A 17616-nucleotide genomic window follows, 5' to 3' on the forward strand; every position below is an offset into this window, starting at 1 on the left:
TGCGATCCAATGACAGGGAAGTGAATCCAGTGGCCTCTTCGCCCGCCTCGTCGTCCGTGCCCTCCGCGGCGCCCTCGACGGTTGTCCTGTTCCACTCGGTGTGCGGTCTGCGGCCCGCGGTGCACGCCGCCGCCGGCCGGCTGCGCGAGGCCGGGCACGAGGTCGTCGTACCGGATCTGTTCGATGGGCGGACCGCGGAGACCGTCGAGGACGGCATGGCGGTCAAGGACGAGATCGGCAAGGACGAACTGCTGCGCCGCGCGGTGACCGCCGCCGCGCCGTACTCCGACCGCGGCGTGGTCTACGCGGGCTTCTCCTTCGGCGGCGCGGTCGCCCAGAACCTCGCGCTGGGGGACGAGAAGGCGCGCGGGCTGCTGCTGATGCACGGCACCTCGGACATCGCCGACGACGCGGCGGTCGACGAGCTGCCCGTACAGCTGCACGTCGCCGACCCGGACCCGTTCGAGCCGCACGACTGGCTCAACGCCTGGTACCTGCGGATGGGGCGGGCCGGAGCGGACGTGGAGGTCTACCGCTACCCGGGGGCCGGGCACCTGTTCACCGACCCCGGGCTGCCGGACTACGACGAGGAGGCCGCCGAGAGCGCCTGGAAGGTCGCCCTCGGCTTCCTCGGCTCGCTGTGACGGCGCGTGACGGGGCGCCGGGCGGTCAGCCCGCCGGCCGGCGCACGCGCTCCACCCGCTGGGTCCCCGAGCGGGTCCGGTAGGAGCGTGCCAGGGACGTGGTCGCGTGCGGGTCGGTCCGGTCGGAGACGGTGAAGTAGTCCATCTGCGTGCGCTCCGCGCTCACGTCCAGGACGCCGTAGCCGTGCGAGTCCATGTCCAGCCACTTCACATGGCGGTTGGCCGCCCGGATCGCGGCGACGCCGACCAGTGAGACGGTGTGCGGGGCGACGTGCAGGAAGTCGTCCACGTTGTCGGAGGTGACCGAGGTGACGACGAACTCGGTGGCGACCGGCGGCGTGGCCGGGTAGGTGGCGGCCCGCACCGGCACCTCGTTGGCCCAGGCCATGTGGATGTCGCCGGTCAGGAAGACGGTGTTGTCGATACCGCGGTCGCGCAGGTGGGTCAGCAGTTCGCGCCGGTCGTCGGTGTAGCCGTCCCACTGGTCGGTGTTGACCGCCAGGCCCTCCTTCGGCAGGCCGAGGAGTTCGGCGAGCGGCGCCAGCAGATGGGCCGGTACGGAGCCGAAGGCGACCTGCGAGATCATCACGGAGGTGCCGACCAGCCGCCAGGCGGTGTCCGAGCGCTCCAGCCCGGCCTTGAGCCAGTCCAGCTGGGCCCGCCCGGTGATCGTGCGGTCCGGGTCGTCCACCTTCCCGCTGCCCGGCTTGGCCTGTTCGTCCCGGAAGGTCCGCAGGTCGAGCAGGTGCAGGTCGGCCAGCTTGCCGAAGCGCAGCCTGCGGTAGGTGGTGCCCGCCGTGGAGGTCCGTACGGGCATCCACTCGAAGTAGGCGCGCTTGGCGGCGGCCATCCGGTCCGCCCAGTCGCCCTCGGTGCCGGGGGTGTGGTTCACGGCGCCGCCCGACCAGGCGTTGTCCGCGAACTCGTGGTCGTCCCAGATCGCGATGAGCGGGTGCGCGGCGTGTATGGCCCGGAGGTCGGGGTCGGTCTTGTGGATGCCGTGCCGGGTGCGGTAGTCGGCGAGCGTGATGATCTCGTGCGTGGGGGAGTGCCGCCGTACGGCCTTGCCCGCGGCGGCGAAGGCGCCGGTGGCGTACTCGTAGAGGTAGTCGCCGAGGTGCAGCACCGCGTCCAGGTCGCGGCGGGCCGCCAGATGCCGGTACGCGGAGAAGTAGCCCGCTTCCCAGTTGGCGCAGGAGACCACGCCGAAGCGGATGTTGGGGGCCTTCGCGTCGTGCGCGGGGGCGGTACGGGTGCGGCCGACCGGCGAGTGGGTGCCGTCGACGGTGAAGCGGTAGTAGTAGGCGGTGGCGGGCGCCAGGCCGCGGACGTCGGCCTTGACGGTGTGGTCGGCCGCGGCCGTGGTGATCGCGGTTCCCCGCGCGACCACCGAGCCGAAGTCCCGGTCCGCCGCCACTTCCCAGGCCACCGTGGTGTCCGGGCCGCGGCCGGAGCCGGGCACCGCCCCGGGCTCGGGGGTGACCCGGGTCCACAGCAGGACGCCGTCCGGGAGCGGGTCGCCGGAGGCCACGCCGTGCTGGAAGACCGGTGGGTCCGTGCGGGTCTGGGCGGCGCGGGCGGGGCCGGTGGCGGCGAAGGGCAGCAGGGCGGCGGAGGCCGCTGCGGCCGTAACAGCGGTGCGACGTGATATCTGGTCATGATCGGTCACGGCCGATCACCATACTGTCGCGTAACGCACTACGGGAGGGCTCGCGTGTACTGTTCGCCCTCCCGTAAACAGCTGTCCGCCGGGCCGGTGCCCGCCCTCCCGCCGCTACTTCTTCGCGTCCTTCGCGGGGCCGAACTCGTCGTCGATCATCTTGTTGAAGTTGGCCGTGGCGAGTTCGTAGTACTGCTCCTTGGTCATCTGCTTCTGCGGGACCTGGGGCAGCTTCAGCTTCTTGTCGCCGTGCAGGAACGCCGGTGTCCCGGTCACGCCCTTGCGGCCGAAGAGCGCCGTCATGTCCATCGTCCACCGGTCGTAGGTGCCGTTCTTGACCGCGGCCCGGAACTTCTCGTTGTTCTTCAGCTCCGGCACCTGGTCGGCCACCTCCAGCAGCTTGGCGTCCTTGGCGTAGGCGTCGTCCGCTTCCTCGGGGTGGTTCTTCTCCGCGTACAGCGCGGTCTTGTACTTGAGGAACGCCTCCGGGCCGACGTCCAGGGCCGCGCCGAGCGCGCTGAGCGCGTTCTTGGAGCCCTCGCCGCCCTGGCCGCCGTCGATGAACGTGTACATGGTGAAGCGGATCTTGTAGCGGCCGTCCTCCATGCCCTTCAGGAGGGCCGGGCCCGCGCTCTGCTCGAAGCCCGCGCAGGCCGGACAGCGGATGTCCTCGAAGACCTCCAGGGTCTCCTTCGCCGCCGGCTTGCCGATGACGATCTCGGTGCCGCCCTTGCCGCCGGTGTTGGCGGGTTTGGCCAGGTCGGCCTCCTTGGCCGCCTCCCAGCCGGTGGGCTCGTTCGCCTTCATGATGCCGAAGCCGATGCCGCCGGCTATGACGAGGACGCCGACCACCGAGCCCGCCACGACGAGCTGCCGGCGGATACGTTCCTTCTTCTTCTGCCGCTCGCGCTCGGCGCGGATACGCTCACGGGCCGCCTGCTTGCCCGCCTGGCTGTCGCGGTCGCTCATGGTGCCTACCGACTCCCTGTCCCGATTGCCGTGGTGCGTGCCGTGGTGAACCCCCGCTGTACGGGCAGCGGCGGACCGCTCCGTACGACGCGGTGCCCGGGCCGGGGAGCGGCCGGAGCCGGGGGAGACGACGTACCGGCCGTGCCCGGTCCGCTCCATGCCCGGAGTCTGCCATGAGCACGGCGATTCGCCGGGTCAAGATTTGGCATCGGCGCACCGGCGGCCGGGGGTACGGCAACGGCCGGCGTGCGGTGCGCACGCCGGCCGTGGGAGCCGTCCGCCCGGGCCCCGCAGCGGGGCCCGGGCAGCGGCGCGGATCAGCCCTTGATGGCCTTGTCGACGGCCGCGTTGAACGCGTCCGGTGTGGACGGGGCGGCCTTGCCGTTCGCGGTGTCGGTGCCCAGCACCGTGTCGTCCAGCTTGACCGTCGGCGTGCTCTTGACGTCCTTGAAGCCGTTGAAGGCCTCGGACATCTCCATCGCCCAGCGGTTGTACGTACCGGCCTTCACGGCGTCCTGGAACTTGGCGTTCCCCTTCAGGGCGGGCACCGTGTCGGCGACCTTGAGCAGGTAGTCGTTGTCCGCGAACTTGTCCTGCCGCTCGTCGGGGTGGAACTCCTTCGAGAACAGCGCTTCCTTGTACTTCAAGAACGCGTCCGGCCCCACGTTGAGCGCGGCGCCCATCGCGCTGAGCGCGTTCTTGGAGCCGGTGCCCTGGAGGTTGTTGTCCAGGAAGGTGCCCAGGTGGATGGAGGCCTTGTACTTGCCGTCCTTCAGGTCCTTCTGGATCGTCTCGCCGACGTTCTGCTCGAAGCCCGCGCAGCCGGGGCAGCGGGCGTCCTCGAACAGGGACAGCGTGTGCTTGGCGTCCTTCTTGCCGACGACGATGTCCGTGCCGTTCTTGCCGGAGGTGTTGGCCGGCTGGACCAGCTTGGCGCTCGCGGCCTTGGCCCACGTGTCGGAGCCGCCACTGCCGGAGTCGCCGCCCGACTTCGCCACGGCCACACCGATGCCGCCCGCGATGGCCAGTACGGCGACGATCGCGCCGCCGACGGTCAGCTGCCGGCGGACCTTCTCCTTCTTCTTCTGCCGCTCGCGCTCGACGCGCAGCCGCTCGCGGGCTGCCTGCTTGTTGGCCTGGCTGTTGCGGTTGCTCATGACTGTCCTGCTCCTGAGAAAGGTGTGAACGGGTACCTGTCCGAAAGCCGCGGCCCGAAGGCTACGCGGCGAGGGAGCAGGGCGGTCCACGCCGTACGACGCAGTGCACGAGCAGGGGGACCGCCCGCGGGCCCGGAACGGTGCGCGCGGGCCGGGAAGCCGGGCGGTGCGGCACGGGCAGCGCCCGGACCACCGCCACCGCCAGCAGCAGCGGCCGGAACGCGAACGCGGTCACCGCCCCCAGCAGCTGGGCCAGCGCCGCCTCGCCCCGCCGCAGCCAGGCCGCCGCGAGCAGCCCCACGGCCACGTGCGCCGCGAGCAGCAGCAGCCAGGTCGAGACGGGCGCCGGATCGTCCCCGGACAGGTGCGCCAGGGGAGCGCCCACGTTGCCGCCGCCGCACAGCAGGTCCACGCCCAGGGACCGCAGCGGCCCGGCGACCGGGCCGCCGGCCCGCCCGTAACACGTGTGCTGACCGGCGCTGAAGACCGTGTCGGCCGCCAGCTCCAGCGGGACGAGCAGCGCGGCGATGCGCCAGAAGCCGCGCTCCCGGCCGGCCAGCGCGTAGGAGACGGCGAAGACGGCGGCCGAGAGGGCGGCGACGGTGGTCAGCGGCAGCGGCATCCGGGACAGCAGCACATGGCCGGCGGACGACAGCGTCACGCACAGCGCCGTGAAGAGCGCCGCGCGCAGTGCCCGCAGGTGTGCCGCCGAGATGTCCATTGGAGCGAGTCTGCCACGGCCCGGTGTAAGTGGGGACTAAGAGGACCGGAACACGTCGGGTCCCCGCCGTCCGCACCCGGTGGTGTGGCTCACAGGCCGGGGATACGGCCGTTGCGGAAGAGGTCCACGAACGTCTGGTGGTCGGCGCGGGCGCGGGCGCCGTACGCGTGGGCGAAGTCCACCAGCAGCCGGCCGAAGCCGTCCTCGTCGGCGGCGATGGCCGCGTCGATGGCGCGCTCGGTGGAGAACGGCACCAGGGAGTGGCCGCTCTCGTCGTCCGCCGCGGCGTGCATCGTCGCCGTCGCCCGGCCCAGGTCCGCGACGACCGCCGCTATCTCCGCCGGGTCGTCGATGTCCGACCAGTCCAGGTCGACCGCGTACGGGGAGATCTCGGCGACGAGCTGGCCGGCGCCGTCCAGCTCGGTCCAGCCCAGCCACGGGTCGGCGTGGTCCTGGAGGGCGCGCTGCGAGATCACCGTGCGGTGGCCCTCGTGCTGGAAGTAGCCGCGCACCCGCGGGTCGGTGATGTGCCGGGAGACCGCCGGGGTCTGCGCCTGCTTCATGTAGATGACGACGTCGTTCTCCAGGGCGTCGCTGTTGCCCTCCAGCAGGATGTTGTACGAGGGCAGGCCCGCCGAGCCGATGCCGATGCCGCGGCGCCCCACCACGTCCTTGACGCGGTAGGAGTCCGGGCGGGTCAGGCTGGACTCGGGCAGCGTCTCCAGATAGCCGTCGAAGGCCGCCAGGACCTTGTAGCGGGTCGCGGCGTCCAGCTCGACCGTGCCGCCGCCCGCGGCGAAGCGGCGCTCGAAGTCGCGGATCTCGGTCATCGACTCCAGCAGGCCGAAGCGGGTCAGCGAGCGGGCCATGCGCAGCGCGCCCAGCAGCGGGCCCTCGGCCGTGTCCAGGGTGAAGGGCGGCACGTCGTCGTCCTTGGCGCCGGTGGCCAGGTCGTGGATGCGCTCGCGGTAGGCGGCGGCGTATATCCCCACCAGCTCGCTGATCTGCTCGTCGCTCAGCGCCTTGGCGTAGCCGATCAGGGCGACGGAGGCGGCGAAGCGCTTCAGGTCCCAGGTGAAGGGGCCGACGTAGGCCTCGTCGAAGTCGTTGACGTTGAAGATCAGCCGGCCGGTGGCGTCCATGTACGTGCCGAAGTTCTCGGCGTGCAGATCGCCGTGAATCCACACCTGGCCGGTCCGCTCGTCCTCGTACGGACCGCTGCCGGGGCCGCCGCCCGACGCCTGGAGGTCGTGGTAGAAGAGGCAGGCCGTGCCCCGGTAGAAGGCGAAGGCGGAGGCGGCCATCTTGCGGAACTTGACCCGGAAGGCCGCCGGGTCGGCGGCGAGCAGCTCTCCGAAGGCGGTGTCGAAGACGGCGAGGATCTCCTCGCCGCGCTGAGCGGCGTCCGGCGCCGGGACGAGCTGGGACGACATCGCGGGGTGCCTCCTGGGGCGGATGATTCAGACGGGTGTGCCATCACTTCCAACGGCCGAGGCTACTCATCCGTGCCCGCCCGCCCGTCACCCGTCCACCGCCCCTCATCGAGGCGACGCGCGCCGCAGTGCTCCTCGTCCGTCACCCGACCACCGCCCCTCATCGAGGCGCCGCGCGCCGCGGCCCGCCGCGTCCGCCGTGTCCGCGCCCCGCCGCCACCGGGCTCGTGCGCCGACCCTCGGGTTGTCGGTGGAGGGTCGTAGACTTCGAGACCGTCGAAACCCTGCCGCCACCTTTCCCGGAGGTCTCCCACCGTGGCCAAGCCGCCCTTCACGCATCTGCATGTGCACACCCAGTACTCGCTGCTGGACGGTGCCGCGCGGCTGAAGGACATGTTCGAGGCGTGCAAGGAGATGGGGATGACCCACATCGCCATGTCCGACCACGGCAACCTCCACGGCGCCTACGACTTCTTCCACAGCGCCCAGAAGGCCGGGGTCACGCCGATCATCGGCATCGAGGCGTACGTGGCGCCCGAGTCGCGGCGCACCAAGCGCAAGATCCAGTGGGGCCAGCCGCACCAGAAGCGCGACGACGTCTCCGGTTCCGGTGGTTACACCCACAAGACGATCTGGGCGGCGAACAGCACCGGGCTGCACAACCTCTTCAAGCTCTCCTCGGACGCGTACAAGGAAGGCTGGCTCCAGAAGTGGCCCCGGATGGACAAGGAGACGATCTCCCAGTGGTCCGAGGGCCTGATCGCCTCCACCGGCTGTCCTTCCGGTGAGCTGCAGACCCGGCTGCGCCTCGGCCAGTTCGACGAGGCGCTGAAGGCCGCCTCCGAATACCAGGACATCTTCGGCAAGGACCGGTACTTCCTGGAGCTGATGGACCACGGCATCGAGATCGAGCGCCGGGTCCGCGACGGCCTGCTGGAGATCGGCAAGAAGCTCGGCATCCCGCCGCTGGTCACCAACGACTCGCACTACACGTACGCGCACGAGGCGACCGCCCACGACGCCCTGCTGTGCATCCAGACCGGCAAGAACCTCTCGGACCCCGACCGCTTCCGGTTCGACGGCACCGGCTACTACCTGAAGTCCACGGACGAGATGTACGCCATCGACTCCTCGGACGCCTGGCAGGAGGGCTGCCGCAACACCCGCCTGGTCGCCGACCAGATCGACACCGCCGGCATGTTCGAGAAGCGCGACCTGATGCCGAAGTTCGACATCCCGGAGGGCTTCACCGAGGTCACGTGGTTCAAGGAGGAGGTCCGGCGGGGCATGCTCCGCCGCTACCCCGGCGGGGTCCCCGACGACCGGCAGCGGCAGGCCGAGTACGAGATGGACATCATCCTGCAGATGGGGTTCCCGGGGTACTTCCTCGTGGTCGCGGACTTCATCATGTGGGCGAAGAACAACGGCATCGCGGTGGGTCCGGGCCGAGGCTCCGCGGCCGGTTCGATCGTCGCGTACGCCATGGGCATCACCGACCTCGACCCGATCACCCACGGACTGATCTTCGAGCGGTTCCTCAACCCCGAGCGCGTCTCCATGCCCGATGTCGACATCGACTTCGACGAGCGCAGGCGCGTCGAAGTGATCAGGTATGTGACGGAGAAGTACGGCGCCGACAAGGTCGCCATGATCGGCACGTACGGCAAGATCAAGGCCAAGAACGCGATCAAGGACTCGGCCCGGGTCCTGGGCTACCCGTACGCCATGGGCGACCGCCTCACCAAGGCCATGCCCGCCGACGTCCTCGGCAAGGGCATCGACCTCTCCGGCATCACCGACCCCCAGCACCCGCGCTACAGCGAGGCCGGCGAGATCCGGGGGATGTACGAGAACGAGCCCGACGTGAAGAAGGTCATCGACACCGCCAAGGGTGTGGAGGGCCTGGTCCGGCAGATGGGGGTGCACGCGGCCGGCGTGATCATGTCCAGCGAGCCGATCGTCGACCACGCCCCGCTGTGGACGCGGCACACCGACGGCGTGACCATCACGCAGTGGGACTACCCGCAGTGCGAGTCGCTCGGCCTGCTGAAGATGGACTTCCTGGGCCTGCGCAACCTCACCATCATGGACGACGCCGTCAAGATGGTGGAGGCCAACAAGGGCAAGAAGCTGGAGCTCCTGGAGCTCCCGCTGGACGACCCCAAGACCTATGAGCTGCTCTGCCGCGGTGACACCCTCGGCGTCTTCCAGTTCGACGGCGGCCCGATGCGTTCGCTGCTGCGCCAGATGCAGCCCGACAACTTCGAGGACATTTCCGCCGTATCGGCCCTGTACCGCCCGGGTCCGATGGGCATGAACTCCCACATCAACTACGCGGAGCGCAAGAACGGCCGCCAGGAGATCACGCCGATCCACAAGGAGCTGGAGGAGCCGCTCAAGGAGGTCCTGGGCCTGACCTACGGCCTGATCGTCTACCAGGAGCAGGTCCAGAAGGCCGCCCAGATCGTCGCCGGTTACTCCCTCGGCGAGGCGGACGTCCTGCGCCGCGTGATGGGCAAGAAGAAGCCCGAGGAGCTGGAGAAGAACTTCGTCCTCTTCCAGGCCGGTGCCCGCAAGAACGGCTTCAGCGACCAGGCGATCCAGGCCCTGTGGGACGTGCTGGTCCCCTTCGCCGGCTACGCGTTCAACAAGGCGCACTCCTCCGCGTACGGACTCGTCACGTACTGGACCGCCTACCTGAAGGCGAACTACCCGGCGGAGTACATGTCCGCGCTGCTCACCTCGGTGCGCGACGACAAGGACAAGTCGGCGGTCTACCTGAACGAGTGCCGCCGCATGGGCATCAAGGTGCTCCCGCCGAACGTGAACGAGTCCCTGGCGAACTTCGCCGCCCAGGGCGACGACGTGATCCTCTTCGGTCTCACCGCGGTCCGAAACGTCGGTCAGAACGTCGTCGACTCGATCATCCGCTGTCGCAAGGCCAAGGGGAAGTACAGCTCCTTCCCCGACTACCTGGACAAGGTCGACGCGGTCGTGTGCAACAAGCGCACCACCGAATCGTTGATCAAGGCGGGCGCGTTCGACGAGATGGGGCACACCCGCAAGGGCCTGACCGCGCACTACGAACCCATGATCGACAACGTGGTGCAGGTCAAGCGCAAGGAGGCCGAGGGGCAGTTCGACCTCTTCGGCGGCATGGGCGACGCGGCCGACGACGACGGCCCCGGCTTCGGCCTGGACGTCGAGTTCTCCGACATCGAGTGGGACAAGACGTACCTGCTCGCGCAGGAGCGCGAGATGCTCGGTCTGTACGTTTCCGACCACCCCCTGTTCGGTCTGGAGCACGTCCTGTCCGACAAGGCGGACGCGGCGATCTCCCAGCTGACCGGCGGCGACTACTCCGACGGCTCGATCGTGACCATCGGCGGCATCATCTCCGGCCTCCAGCGCAAGATGACCAAGCAGGGCAACGCCTGGGCCATCGCCACCGTCGAGGACCTGGCCGGCTCCATCGAGTGCATGTTCTTCCCCGCGACCTACCAGCTGGTCTCCACCCAACTCGTCGAGGACACCGTCGTCTTCGTCAAGGGCCGGCTGGACAAGCGCGAGGACATCCCGCGGCTGGTCGCCATGGAGATGATGGTCCCCGACCTCTCGGAGGCCGGTGCCAACGCGCCCGTGACGATCACGATCCCCACGGTCAAGGTCACCCCGCCGCTGGTGGAGAAGCTGGGCGAGGTGCTCACCAGCCACCGCGGCGCGACCGAGGTGCGGATCAAGCTCCAGGGGGCGCGCAAGACGACGGTGCTGCGGCTGGACCGGCACCGGGTGACACCGGACCCGTCGCTGTTCGGCGACCTGAAGGTGCTGCTGGGGCCGTCCTGCCTGGCGGGCTGAGCCGGTGCGGGGGTGCCGGGGCGGCGTGCCCCGGCATCCCCGGCACCGGGCACCGGCGCCGCTGCCGGCCGATTTTGTACAACCGCGAAACTAATTTGCCCAAGCGGTGAAAAGCCATGGCGTAAACCGGACATCTACGCGAGTAGCGTTCCCAATGGAACGAACTTTCGCGTGAGGGATGGTTTCGTCAAATGAACGCAGCAGTGATCAGCAAGGCCGTCTTCCTCCTGAGGGACGCCCACCTCTCGCCCCTCCAGGCCCGCCGCGGCCTGGCCGCCTACTTTCCGGACCTCGGCATGACCGACCGGGTGCGGCATGTGCAGGCCGCGTACGACATCGTCAGCGGCGGCCACCCGGCGGGCCGCGTCAGGGCGTCCGATCTGACGCAGCCCCGCTATTTCGCGGCGGCCCACGAGCGGCACGGCTTCACGGACTGAGACCCGCCGCCGTCCAGCGGCGCACGAAGCGCAAGAGGGGCGCACCCGGAACGGGTGCGCCCCTCTACTGCTGTGCGGCGGTGGTCAGTTGTGACCGAAGCGGCGCTGGTGCTTACGGGCGACATCACTCGGCGTGGCCTCCACGGACTGGGCCGATGCCTGCGACTCCATCGCCGACCGCTCGGCGTCCTGGCGGTTGCGCTCAGTGGTCTGCGCGCCCTTCTGTTGCTGATTACGGTCGCGATTCTTGTTCTTGGCCATGATCGTGCCTCCTGAGGGGGATCCTGGGATCGGGGCCGTGACCAGGCTTACACGCGCCGTTGCTCCGCGCATGTCGGGCAATTACCGTGAGTAATATGCCGCGTCACGTGGTGCGTTCGCTTCTGGTACCGAATCCGCCACGCCGATGATCGAGTTCGGGCAGTTAACCCCCGTACGGTCGGGCAGACTCGAAGGTGAGCAGCAGGAGAAAACCTCGTGCCACAGGCCGAGCCGGGGGGCGTCCGACTTCAGCACCTCAGGAAAGAGGGTGGAACGTGGATCGCTGCGTCGTCCTGGTGGACGCCGGATACTTGCTGGGCGCCGCCGCGAGCCTGCTCGCCGGAGAGCCCACCCGCTCCCGGATCACTGTCGATCACGCCGCGCTCATCCAGGGCCTGCGCCAGCGCGCCGAGGCCGACACGGAGCGGCCGTTGCTGCGCATCTACTGGTTCGACGGCGCGCCCGACCGGGTGCCGCAGCCCGAGCACCGGCGGCTGCGCGTCATGTCGCGGGTCACGGTCCGGCTCGGCGCGCTGACCCGCAGCGACGGCCGCTGGGCCCAGAAGGGCGTGGACGCCGCGATGCACGCGGAGTTGACCGAGCTGGCCCGCAACCGGGCCTGCTCCGACATCGTGCTCGTCACCGGCGACGGCGACCTGCTGCCCGGCCTGATGTCGGCCAAGGAACACGGCGTCGCCGTGCACCTGTGGGCCGTACAGGCCGCCGACGGCGACTACAACCAGTCCGAGGACCTGGTCGCCGAGGCCGACGAGCGGCGGGTGCTGGACCGGTCGTGGATCACCCGCGCCGTACGCCTGAAGGAACTCGGCGGGCCCTGCGCGCCGCCGCCCGTACCGCGGCCGGAGATCGCCGCCATCCTCTCGGCGCCACTGCCCGAATCCGCCGTCGCCGCGGCCGCGGCCGCCGCGTCCGCCGCCCACGACGCGGACCGGGCGGCGGCCCGCGAGCACAATGGTTCGAACGGCGCCGCCCGGCCGGCGCCGACGCCCGCGGAGCGCGCCGGGAGCACGGGGGCCTGCGCCCGTACGGGTACGGGCTCGCGCGACGGCGAGGGCGCCGGGCCCGGCGGCAAGGGCGCGCCCGCCGTCCCCACCCCCAAGGACCTGGCCGACCTGAACCGCGGCCCCGGCGGCCAGCCGGCCCCCACCCCCGCCCCCGTGCCCAGCGCGACGCTGCGCTGGTCCTCCGACAAGGGCTGGGTCGAGCGCGGCGGCCCGGTCGGCGAGCCGCCCGAAACGGCCTCGCTGCCGACGCTGGCCCAGCTCACCAGCGCGGAGCAGCGCTGGGCGGACCGTGAGGAGGACATCACGGCCGTCAGCGGCGACCCCTTCGAAGTGGGCCAGGTCTTCGCCCGCCGCTGGACGGAACGGTTGTCCGACGCGGCCCACCTCCAGCAGATCTCCACGGAATACCCCCGGATTCCGCACCGCATCGACGGTGAACTCCTCCGTTACGCCGCCCGCTTCGGCCTCCTCGCCCACAAGGACGACCAGATCGACGAACACGACCGCTATGCGATCCGCGCCGGATTCTGGCGTGAAGTCGATCTCCGCACGGCCGCGGAGCACGCGCCGGTCGGCGACTAGTTCCGGCCGGGACGCACGAGCCGGGCCGCAGGCGGCCCCTCGGCTCCGGGCTCCCCGCCCGCCACGCACAGGGGGTGAGGACAGCCCTGGGCGCGGAGGCGCGTACGCTCGTTGCTCGTGAGGATGGGTGCGAAGCGGGTGGAGTGCGGCGAGCTGGTGTGTGCCGTGCGGGACCTGGTCAAGACGTACCCCGCGGTACGCGGGCGGCGGGGGACGGCGGGGGCGCCGGCCGTGCGGGCCAGTGACGGCATCAGCCTGGACGTACGCCGGGGGGAGATCTTCGGGCTGCTCGGGCCGAACGGAGCGGGCAAATCCACGCTGGTGCGGCAGCTCACCGGGCTGCTGCGCCCCGACTCCGGCAGCGTCACCGTGCTCGGCCACGACCTCGTCCGCCACCCGGAGCGCGCCGCACGCCTGCTCGGATACCTGGGCCAGGAATCGAGCGCCCTGGACGAGATGACGGTCGCCCTGGCCGTGGAGACGACCGGCCGCCTGCGCGGGCTGACCGTGCGCGAGGCGCGCGCCGAGCGCGACGCGGTCGTGGCGGAGCTGGGTCTCGACGGCATCGCCGGGCGCCCCCTCAAGCGGCTCTCCGGCGGGCAGCGCCGCCTCGCGTGCTTTGCCGCCGTACTGGTCGGCGAGCGGCCGCTGCTGGTCCTGGACGAGCCGACCACCGGCATGGACCCCGTGGCGCGCCGCGCCGTGTGGGCCGCCGTGGACCGCCGCAGGGCGGAGCGCGGCGCCACCGTGCTGCTGGTGACGCACAACGTGATCGAGGCGGAGAGCGTCCTGGACCGGGTCGCGGTGATCGACCGCGGCAAGGTCATCGCCTGCGACACGCCCGGCGGGCTGAAGGATCTGGTGGGCGAAGAGGTACGGCTGGAACTGGTGTGGCGGGAGCGGGCGCCGCTGGACGTGCCCGAGGTGGCCGCGCTGGGCGAGGCGGCGCGGGCCAGCGGGCGCCGCTGGACGCTGCGGCTGCCGCCGGACCGGGCACGCGAGGCGGTGGCCGCCGTGACGGCGGGCCCGGCCTTCGCGGCGCTGGACGACTTCACGTTCGCGACGCCGAGCCTGGAAGATGTGTATCTCGCGCTGGGGGGCCGTACGGAGGAAGGCTTGGTGAAGGCGTGAGTGTGGTTCCCGCCGAGGCGGATACGGCGGCGAAGCCGGACATGGCGGTGCGGGCGACGGCGGAGGTCTCGACGCCCGCCGGGGCCGTGGCCGGGGCCGTGACCGGGCCCGGCAGCACGGCGGCCCCGCGGCCGGACACGGACGCCATGGCCGTCGCGCCGCTGGCGCCCGCGGCCCGCCTGCTGCCCGCCCTCGGCGCCGTGTACCGGGCCCAGCTGTCGCGGGCCCGCGTCGCCCGCATCCCGCTGCTGTTCGTGGCCACCTTCCAGTCGATCGGGATCATGGTCCTGATGCGCGGCGTGGTCGACGGGGGCGACGCCGCGCGGGCCGTCGTCGCCGGCTCCAGCGTGCTGGTCGTCGCCTTCGTGGCGCTGAACCTGCTGGCCCAGTACTTCGGGCAGCTGCGCGCCAGCGGCGGGCTCGACCACTACGCCACGCTGCCGGTGCCGCCGGCCGCCGTGGTGCTCGGCGCCGCCGCCGCGTACGCCTCGTTCACCGCGCCGGGCACCGTGGTCACGGCCGTGACCGGCTGTCTGCTGTTCCAGCTGCCGATGGCGAACCTGTGGGTACTGCTCGCGGTGATCCCGCTCGCCGGAGCGGCCCTCGCCGGGCTCGGCGCCGCGCTGGGCCTGCTCGCGCCGCGCCCGGAACTGGCCACGCTCTGTGGCCAGTTGGGCATGTCCGCGGCCCTGCTGCTGGGCGTGCTGCCGGCCTCCGGGCTGCCCGCGCCCCTTTCGTACGCCCGGGACCTGCTGCCGTCGACGTACGGGGTCGAGGCCATGGCGCGCGGTTTCGACGCCCGCCCCGACTGGCTGGCGGTCCTCGCGGACCTGGGGGTCTGCGCGGCCGTCGGCGTCCTGTCGCTGGCCGTGGCGACGTGGGCGTACCGCCGGGCGGCCGTACGGTGACGGAACCAGGACCGGCGGGGCCAAACCCCTCCGGAGCGCCGGACGGCCTGCCGCACGACGCGCCGGACGGGTCCGGGCAGACCGGCCGGAACCGGCCGCGCGGCCGTCCTGCCCACAGCGGCACCGTGCCCACCTGGCACGATGACAGGGTGACCGCACCGCAGACGCCGCACGACGACCAGCCGCACGACAACCGGCCGCCCGAGCAGCCGCACCACCCCTGGGCCGCGCCGTCCGGGGCGCCGTCCGCCGATCCGACCCCCGGGGGGTCCGCCGTGCAGGACCGGGCCGAACTCCGCCGTGAACTGCGCGAGGCGGCGCTGATCGCGCTCGTGGTGACGGTGTGCGGCGCGCTGCTGGGCGCCCTGTGGGTGTGGCTGGCGCCGCGCGTCCCGCTGATCGCGGACGGCAGCGGCAACGTCTACCTCAAGAACATCGAGGGCGAGGAGTCCGTCGGCGGGGACGGCACCTTCATCCTGATGGCCCTCGGCTTCGGGGTGGTGTGCGCGGCGGCGGTGTTCCTCATCCGCAGGGCGGGGGGCATTCCGCTGGTGGTGGCGCTGGTGGTGGGCGGACTGCTCGGTTCCGTGGTGGCCTGGCGGCTGGGTGTGTGGCTGGGGCCGACCTCGGATCTGGCCGCACGCGCCGCGGAGGCCGGCAAGGGCGTGACCTTCGACGCGCCGCTGCGCCTCCAGGCCAAGGGCGCGCTGCTCGCCTGGCCGGTCGCCGCCATGGTCACCCATCTGCTGCTGACCGGCTTCTTCGGTCCCCGCGACCCGGAGCCGCCGGAGGCGGACTGGGCCGCCGGACCGCGGCAGGCCCCGCCGCCGTCGGACGGCTGACAGCGGTACGGAAAGCGGATCGGACCGGGCCGGGCCAGGCGCCTTGCCGAGGCGCCCGGCCCGGTTCCGTCTTGTGCCGTCTTCGGGAACTGCCCGCGGGCGTCACGCCGCGCGCCGGGGGCCGCCCCGGTCGCTCAGGCGGGCCGCTTTCCGTGGTTGGCCTTGCCCTTCTTGATGCGCCACTTCCGCTTACGGGTCTTCTTCGACATGGGCGTACCTCCTCCACGGGTCCTAGCGGAGGACGGGGGAGGCGTAAAGGCCCGGCGTCGTGACGGCCGGGGCGCACGGGGTGTATTCGGCCGCGTGCGATCGTTGCGGGCGCGGGCGCGGGCGCGGGCGCGGGCGCGGGCGTGGCTTCGGCCCGGTCCCGCGCGTTCGCCGCGGACCGTGTCAGTCCCGTGCGATCGCCGCGAGCGTCGCTCCCGTGAGCTTCTGGAGGTCGGCGGGGGCCAGCTCGACCTCCAGCCCGCGGCGCCCGGCCGACACGCACACCGTCCCGTGGGTGGTCGCCGACGCGTCGATCACCGTACGCAGGCGCTTGCGCTGGCCGAGTGGGGAGATGCCGCCGCGTACGTAGCCGGTGCTGCGTTCGGCCGCGGCCGGGTCGGCCATCGCGGCGCGCTTGCCGCCGGCCGCGGCGGCCAGGGCCTTGAGGTCGAGCGAGCCGGAGACCGGTACGACGGCGACGGTCAGGGCGCCGTCCACCTCGGCGAGGAGCGTCTTGAAGACCTGCTCGGGGGAGACCCCGAGGGCTTCGGCGGCCTCCTCGCCGTAGGAGGCGGCGGCCGGGTCGTGCTCGTAGGCGTGGAGGGTGAAGGCGACGCCCGCCTCGGTGAGGGCGACCGTCGCCGGGGTGCCGCCGGCGCCGGCCGGCTGCTTGCCGTTCTTGGACTGCTTGGGCTGCTTCGGCTTCTTGGACAAGGTCGTCGTGCCTCGGCTCGTGGGGCGGTCATGGGTACGGGGCGCGGTGGGCGGCGGCCGGGCCGCCGTCCGCCCGCCCGTCCCGGCGGTTCAGTTCGGGCTGGTCGGGTGCCGGGTCAGGTCCACCGCGGGCAGCGACGGGAGCTTACCGATCACCGCGGTCTCCTGGCGAAGGAGTTTCAGCTCCTCGGTGAGCCGGGCCGCGGTGTCCGGCGCCTCCAGGAGCCGCTGCTTGGCGGGGATGTCGAGCACCGCCGCGGCCGCCACCAGGTACGACAGCACCGACGGCTCGTCGGGCAGGTCCTGGCCGCTGGACAGCGTGCGCTCGTTCGCCCAGGCCAGCCGCTTCTGGTAGTTCCGAAAGGCCCGTACGACACCGGACGCCAGCGCGCCCGCGCCCTCGCCCTCGGTCTCCTCCAGCTCCTCCACCTCGGCCATCAGGTACGGGCCCGAGGCGTCCACCGACAGCAGCTTGAAGCGGGTGGTGCCGGTGGCCAGCACCTCGTACCCGGACGCGTCGGGGCCGGCGCCGGGGACGGCCGCCGCGTCCGCGGCGGACTCGGCGCCCTCGTCGGAGGCGAGGGGCGAGCCGGGGGAGCCGCTTTTCTCGCGGATGGTCGCCGCATCCGCCACGCAGCCCACGAGGTGGAAGGCGCTGATCGGGTCGGGGCCGAAGCCCGCGCCCGGTCCGTCGGCGGGCAGCGCGGTGCTGTCCGGCAGGCCGGGGGCGGAGGGCGCCACCTCGCGGCCGTCGCGGATCGCGACGACGCCGAAACGGCGGTCGTCTTCGGGCAGGGCGAGGAGGTCGCGCATCATCGCCCGATACCGCGCCTCGAAGACGTTGAGCGGGAGGACGAGTCCCGGGAACAACACCGAGTTCAGCGGGAAGAGCGGTAGGCGCACGGAGGTCACAGCCCGTAAGCCTAGAGCCTGTGGAGACGGGTGTGGTTCGCGGCCCGTGAACCGGGGGCCCGCACCAGGGCATGGCGGCCCCCGTTACGGGGCCCCACCCCCCCGGACAGGGGGGCCGAAACCGCAGCCGGCCGCCCCGCAGCCCCATCCGGCAG

At 71.8% G+C, this 17616-nt stretch carries 15 protein-coding genes; 7 read left to right on the forward strand and 8 right to left on the reverse strand.

Annotation, left to right across the window (positions count from 1 at the left end; translation table 11 throughout):
- Nucleotides 1–29 precede the first annotated feature (29 nt).
- On the forward strand, nucleotides 30–644 hold the full coding sequence (locus ACFV57_RS37205) for a dienelactone hydrolase family protein (RefSeq protein WP_385241816.1): 615 nt from the start codon (nucleotides 30–32) through the stop codon (nucleotides 642–644).
- Between the two features lie 25 nt (nucleotides 645–669).
- Here ACFV57_RS37205 and ACFV57_RS37210 read toward each other — a convergent pair whose 3' ends face one another.
- The 5 genes from ACFV57_RS37210 to ACFV57_RS37230 form a co-directional block, all read right to left on the reverse strand.
- Nucleotides 670–2313: an alkaline phosphatase D family protein gene (locus ACFV57_RS37210; protein ID WP_385241818.1), complete on the reverse strand. Its 1644-nt coding sequence runs from the start codon at nucleotides 2311–2313 to the stop codon at nucleotides 670–672.
- A 105-nt stretch (nucleotides 2314–2418) separates the two neighbouring features.
- Nucleotides 2419–3273 carry a thioredoxin domain-containing protein gene (locus tag ACFV57_RS37215; RefSeq protein ID WP_385241821.1) on the reverse strand — a complete coding sequence of 285 codons (855 nt, stop codon included), beginning with the start codon at nucleotides 3271–3273 and terminating at the stop codon, nucleotides 2419–2421.
- A 317-nt stretch (nucleotides 3274–3590) separates the two neighbouring features.
- A complete protein-coding gene (locus ACFV57_RS37220; protein WP_385241824.1) occupies nucleotides 3591–4430 on the reverse strand; it encodes a thioredoxin domain-containing protein in 840 nt (279 codons plus the stop codon).
- 61 nt (nucleotides 4431–4491) lie between these two features.
- A complete protein-coding gene (locus ACFV57_RS37225; RefSeq protein WP_385241826.1) occupies nucleotides 4492–5151 on the reverse strand; it encodes a hypothetical protein in 660 nt (219 codons plus the stop codon).
- A gap of 89 nt (nucleotides 5152–5240) precedes the next feature.
- A complete protein-coding gene (locus tag ACFV57_RS37230) occupies nucleotides 5241–6584 on the reverse strand; it encodes a DUF2252 domain-containing protein (RefSeq protein WP_385241829.1) in 1344 nt (447 codons plus the stop codon).
- 315 nt (nucleotides 6585–6899) lie between these two features.
- On the opposite strand from ACFV57_RS37230, the gene dnaE reads away from it, so the two are divergent.
- Both dnaE and ACFV57_RS37240 read left to right on the forward strand, forming a co-directional pair.
- Complete coding sequence (gene dnaE / locus ACFV57_RS37235; protein WP_385241832.1) at nucleotides 6900–10442, forward strand: DNA polymerase III subunit alpha; 3543 nt, start codon at nucleotides 6900–6902, stop codon at nucleotides 10440–10442.
- Between the two features lie 191 nt (nucleotides 10443–10633).
- Nucleotides 10634–10879 (forward strand): hypothetical protein, encoded by a 246-nt coding sequence (locus tag ACFV57_RS37240; protein ID WP_385241835.1) that lies wholly within the window; start codon nucleotides 10634–10636, stop codon nucleotides 10877–10879.
- A gap of 84 nt (nucleotides 10880–10963) precedes the next feature.
- Here the strand turns inward: ACFV57_RS37240 and ACFV57_RS37245 are convergent, their stop codons facing one another.
- The gene (locus ACFV57_RS37245) at nucleotides 10964–11140 is read right to left on the reverse strand and encodes a hypothetical protein (protein ID WP_385241838.1); all 177 of its coding nucleotides are present in this window, start codon (nucleotides 11138–11140) and stop codon (nucleotides 10964–10966) included.
- A 275-nt stretch (nucleotides 11141–11415) separates the two neighbouring features.
- Between ACFV57_RS37245 and ACFV57_RS37250 the strand changes: the two genes are divergently transcribed.
- The 4 genes from ACFV57_RS37250 (at nucleotide 11416) to ACFV57_RS37265 (ending at nucleotide 15628) form a co-directional block, all read left to right on the forward strand.
- Nucleotides 11416–12747: an NYN domain-containing protein gene (locus ACFV57_RS37250; protein ID WP_385241841.1), complete on the forward strand. Its 1332-nt coding sequence runs from the start codon at nucleotides 11416–11418 to the stop codon at nucleotides 12745–12747.
- Nucleotides 12748–12870: 123 nt separating this feature from the next.
- Nucleotides 12871–13878: an ABC transporter ATP-binding protein gene (locus ACFV57_RS37255; RefSeq protein ID WP_385241854.1), complete on the forward strand. Its 1008-nt coding sequence runs from the start codon at nucleotides 12871–12873 to the stop codon at nucleotides 13876–13878.
- Nucleotides 13875–14786 (forward strand): ABC transporter permease, encoded by a 912-nt coding sequence (locus ACFV57_RS37260; protein WP_385241844.1) that lies wholly within the window; start codon nucleotides 13875–13877, stop codon nucleotides 14784–14786. Before ACFV57_RS37255 ends, ACFV57_RS37260 begins: the two co-directional genes overlap by 4 nt.
- Before the next feature lie 149 nt (nucleotides 14787–14935).
- A complete protein-coding gene (locus tag ACFV57_RS37265) occupies nucleotides 14936–15628 on the forward strand; it encodes an ABC transporter permease (protein WP_385241847.1) in 693 nt (230 codons plus the stop codon).
- Between the two features lie 390 nt (nucleotides 15629–16018).
- Here the strand turns inward: ACFV57_RS37265 and ybaK are convergent, their stop codons facing one another.
- Together ybaK and ACFV57_RS37275 are read right to left on the reverse strand one after the other, a co-directional pair.
- Nucleotides 16019–16549, reverse strand: a complete 531-nt coding sequence (gene ybaK / locus ACFV57_RS37270; RefSeq protein ID WP_385241849.1) for a Cys-tRNA(Pro) deacylase — start codon at nucleotides 16547–16549, stop codon at nucleotides 16019–16021.
- Nucleotides 16550–16639: 90 nt separating this feature from the next.
- Complete coding sequence (locus tag ACFV57_RS37275; RefSeq protein WP_385241851.1) at nucleotides 16640–17461, reverse strand: LON peptidase substrate-binding domain-containing protein; 822 nt, start codon at nucleotides 17459–17461, stop codon at nucleotides 16640–16642.
- Nucleotides 17462–17616: the final 155 nt, after the last annotated feature.

This window comes from Streptomyces sp. NPDC059788 (assembly GCF_042732265.1).
Lineage (GTDB): Bacteria > Actinomycetota > Actinomycetes > Streptomycetales > Streptomycetaceae > Streptomyces.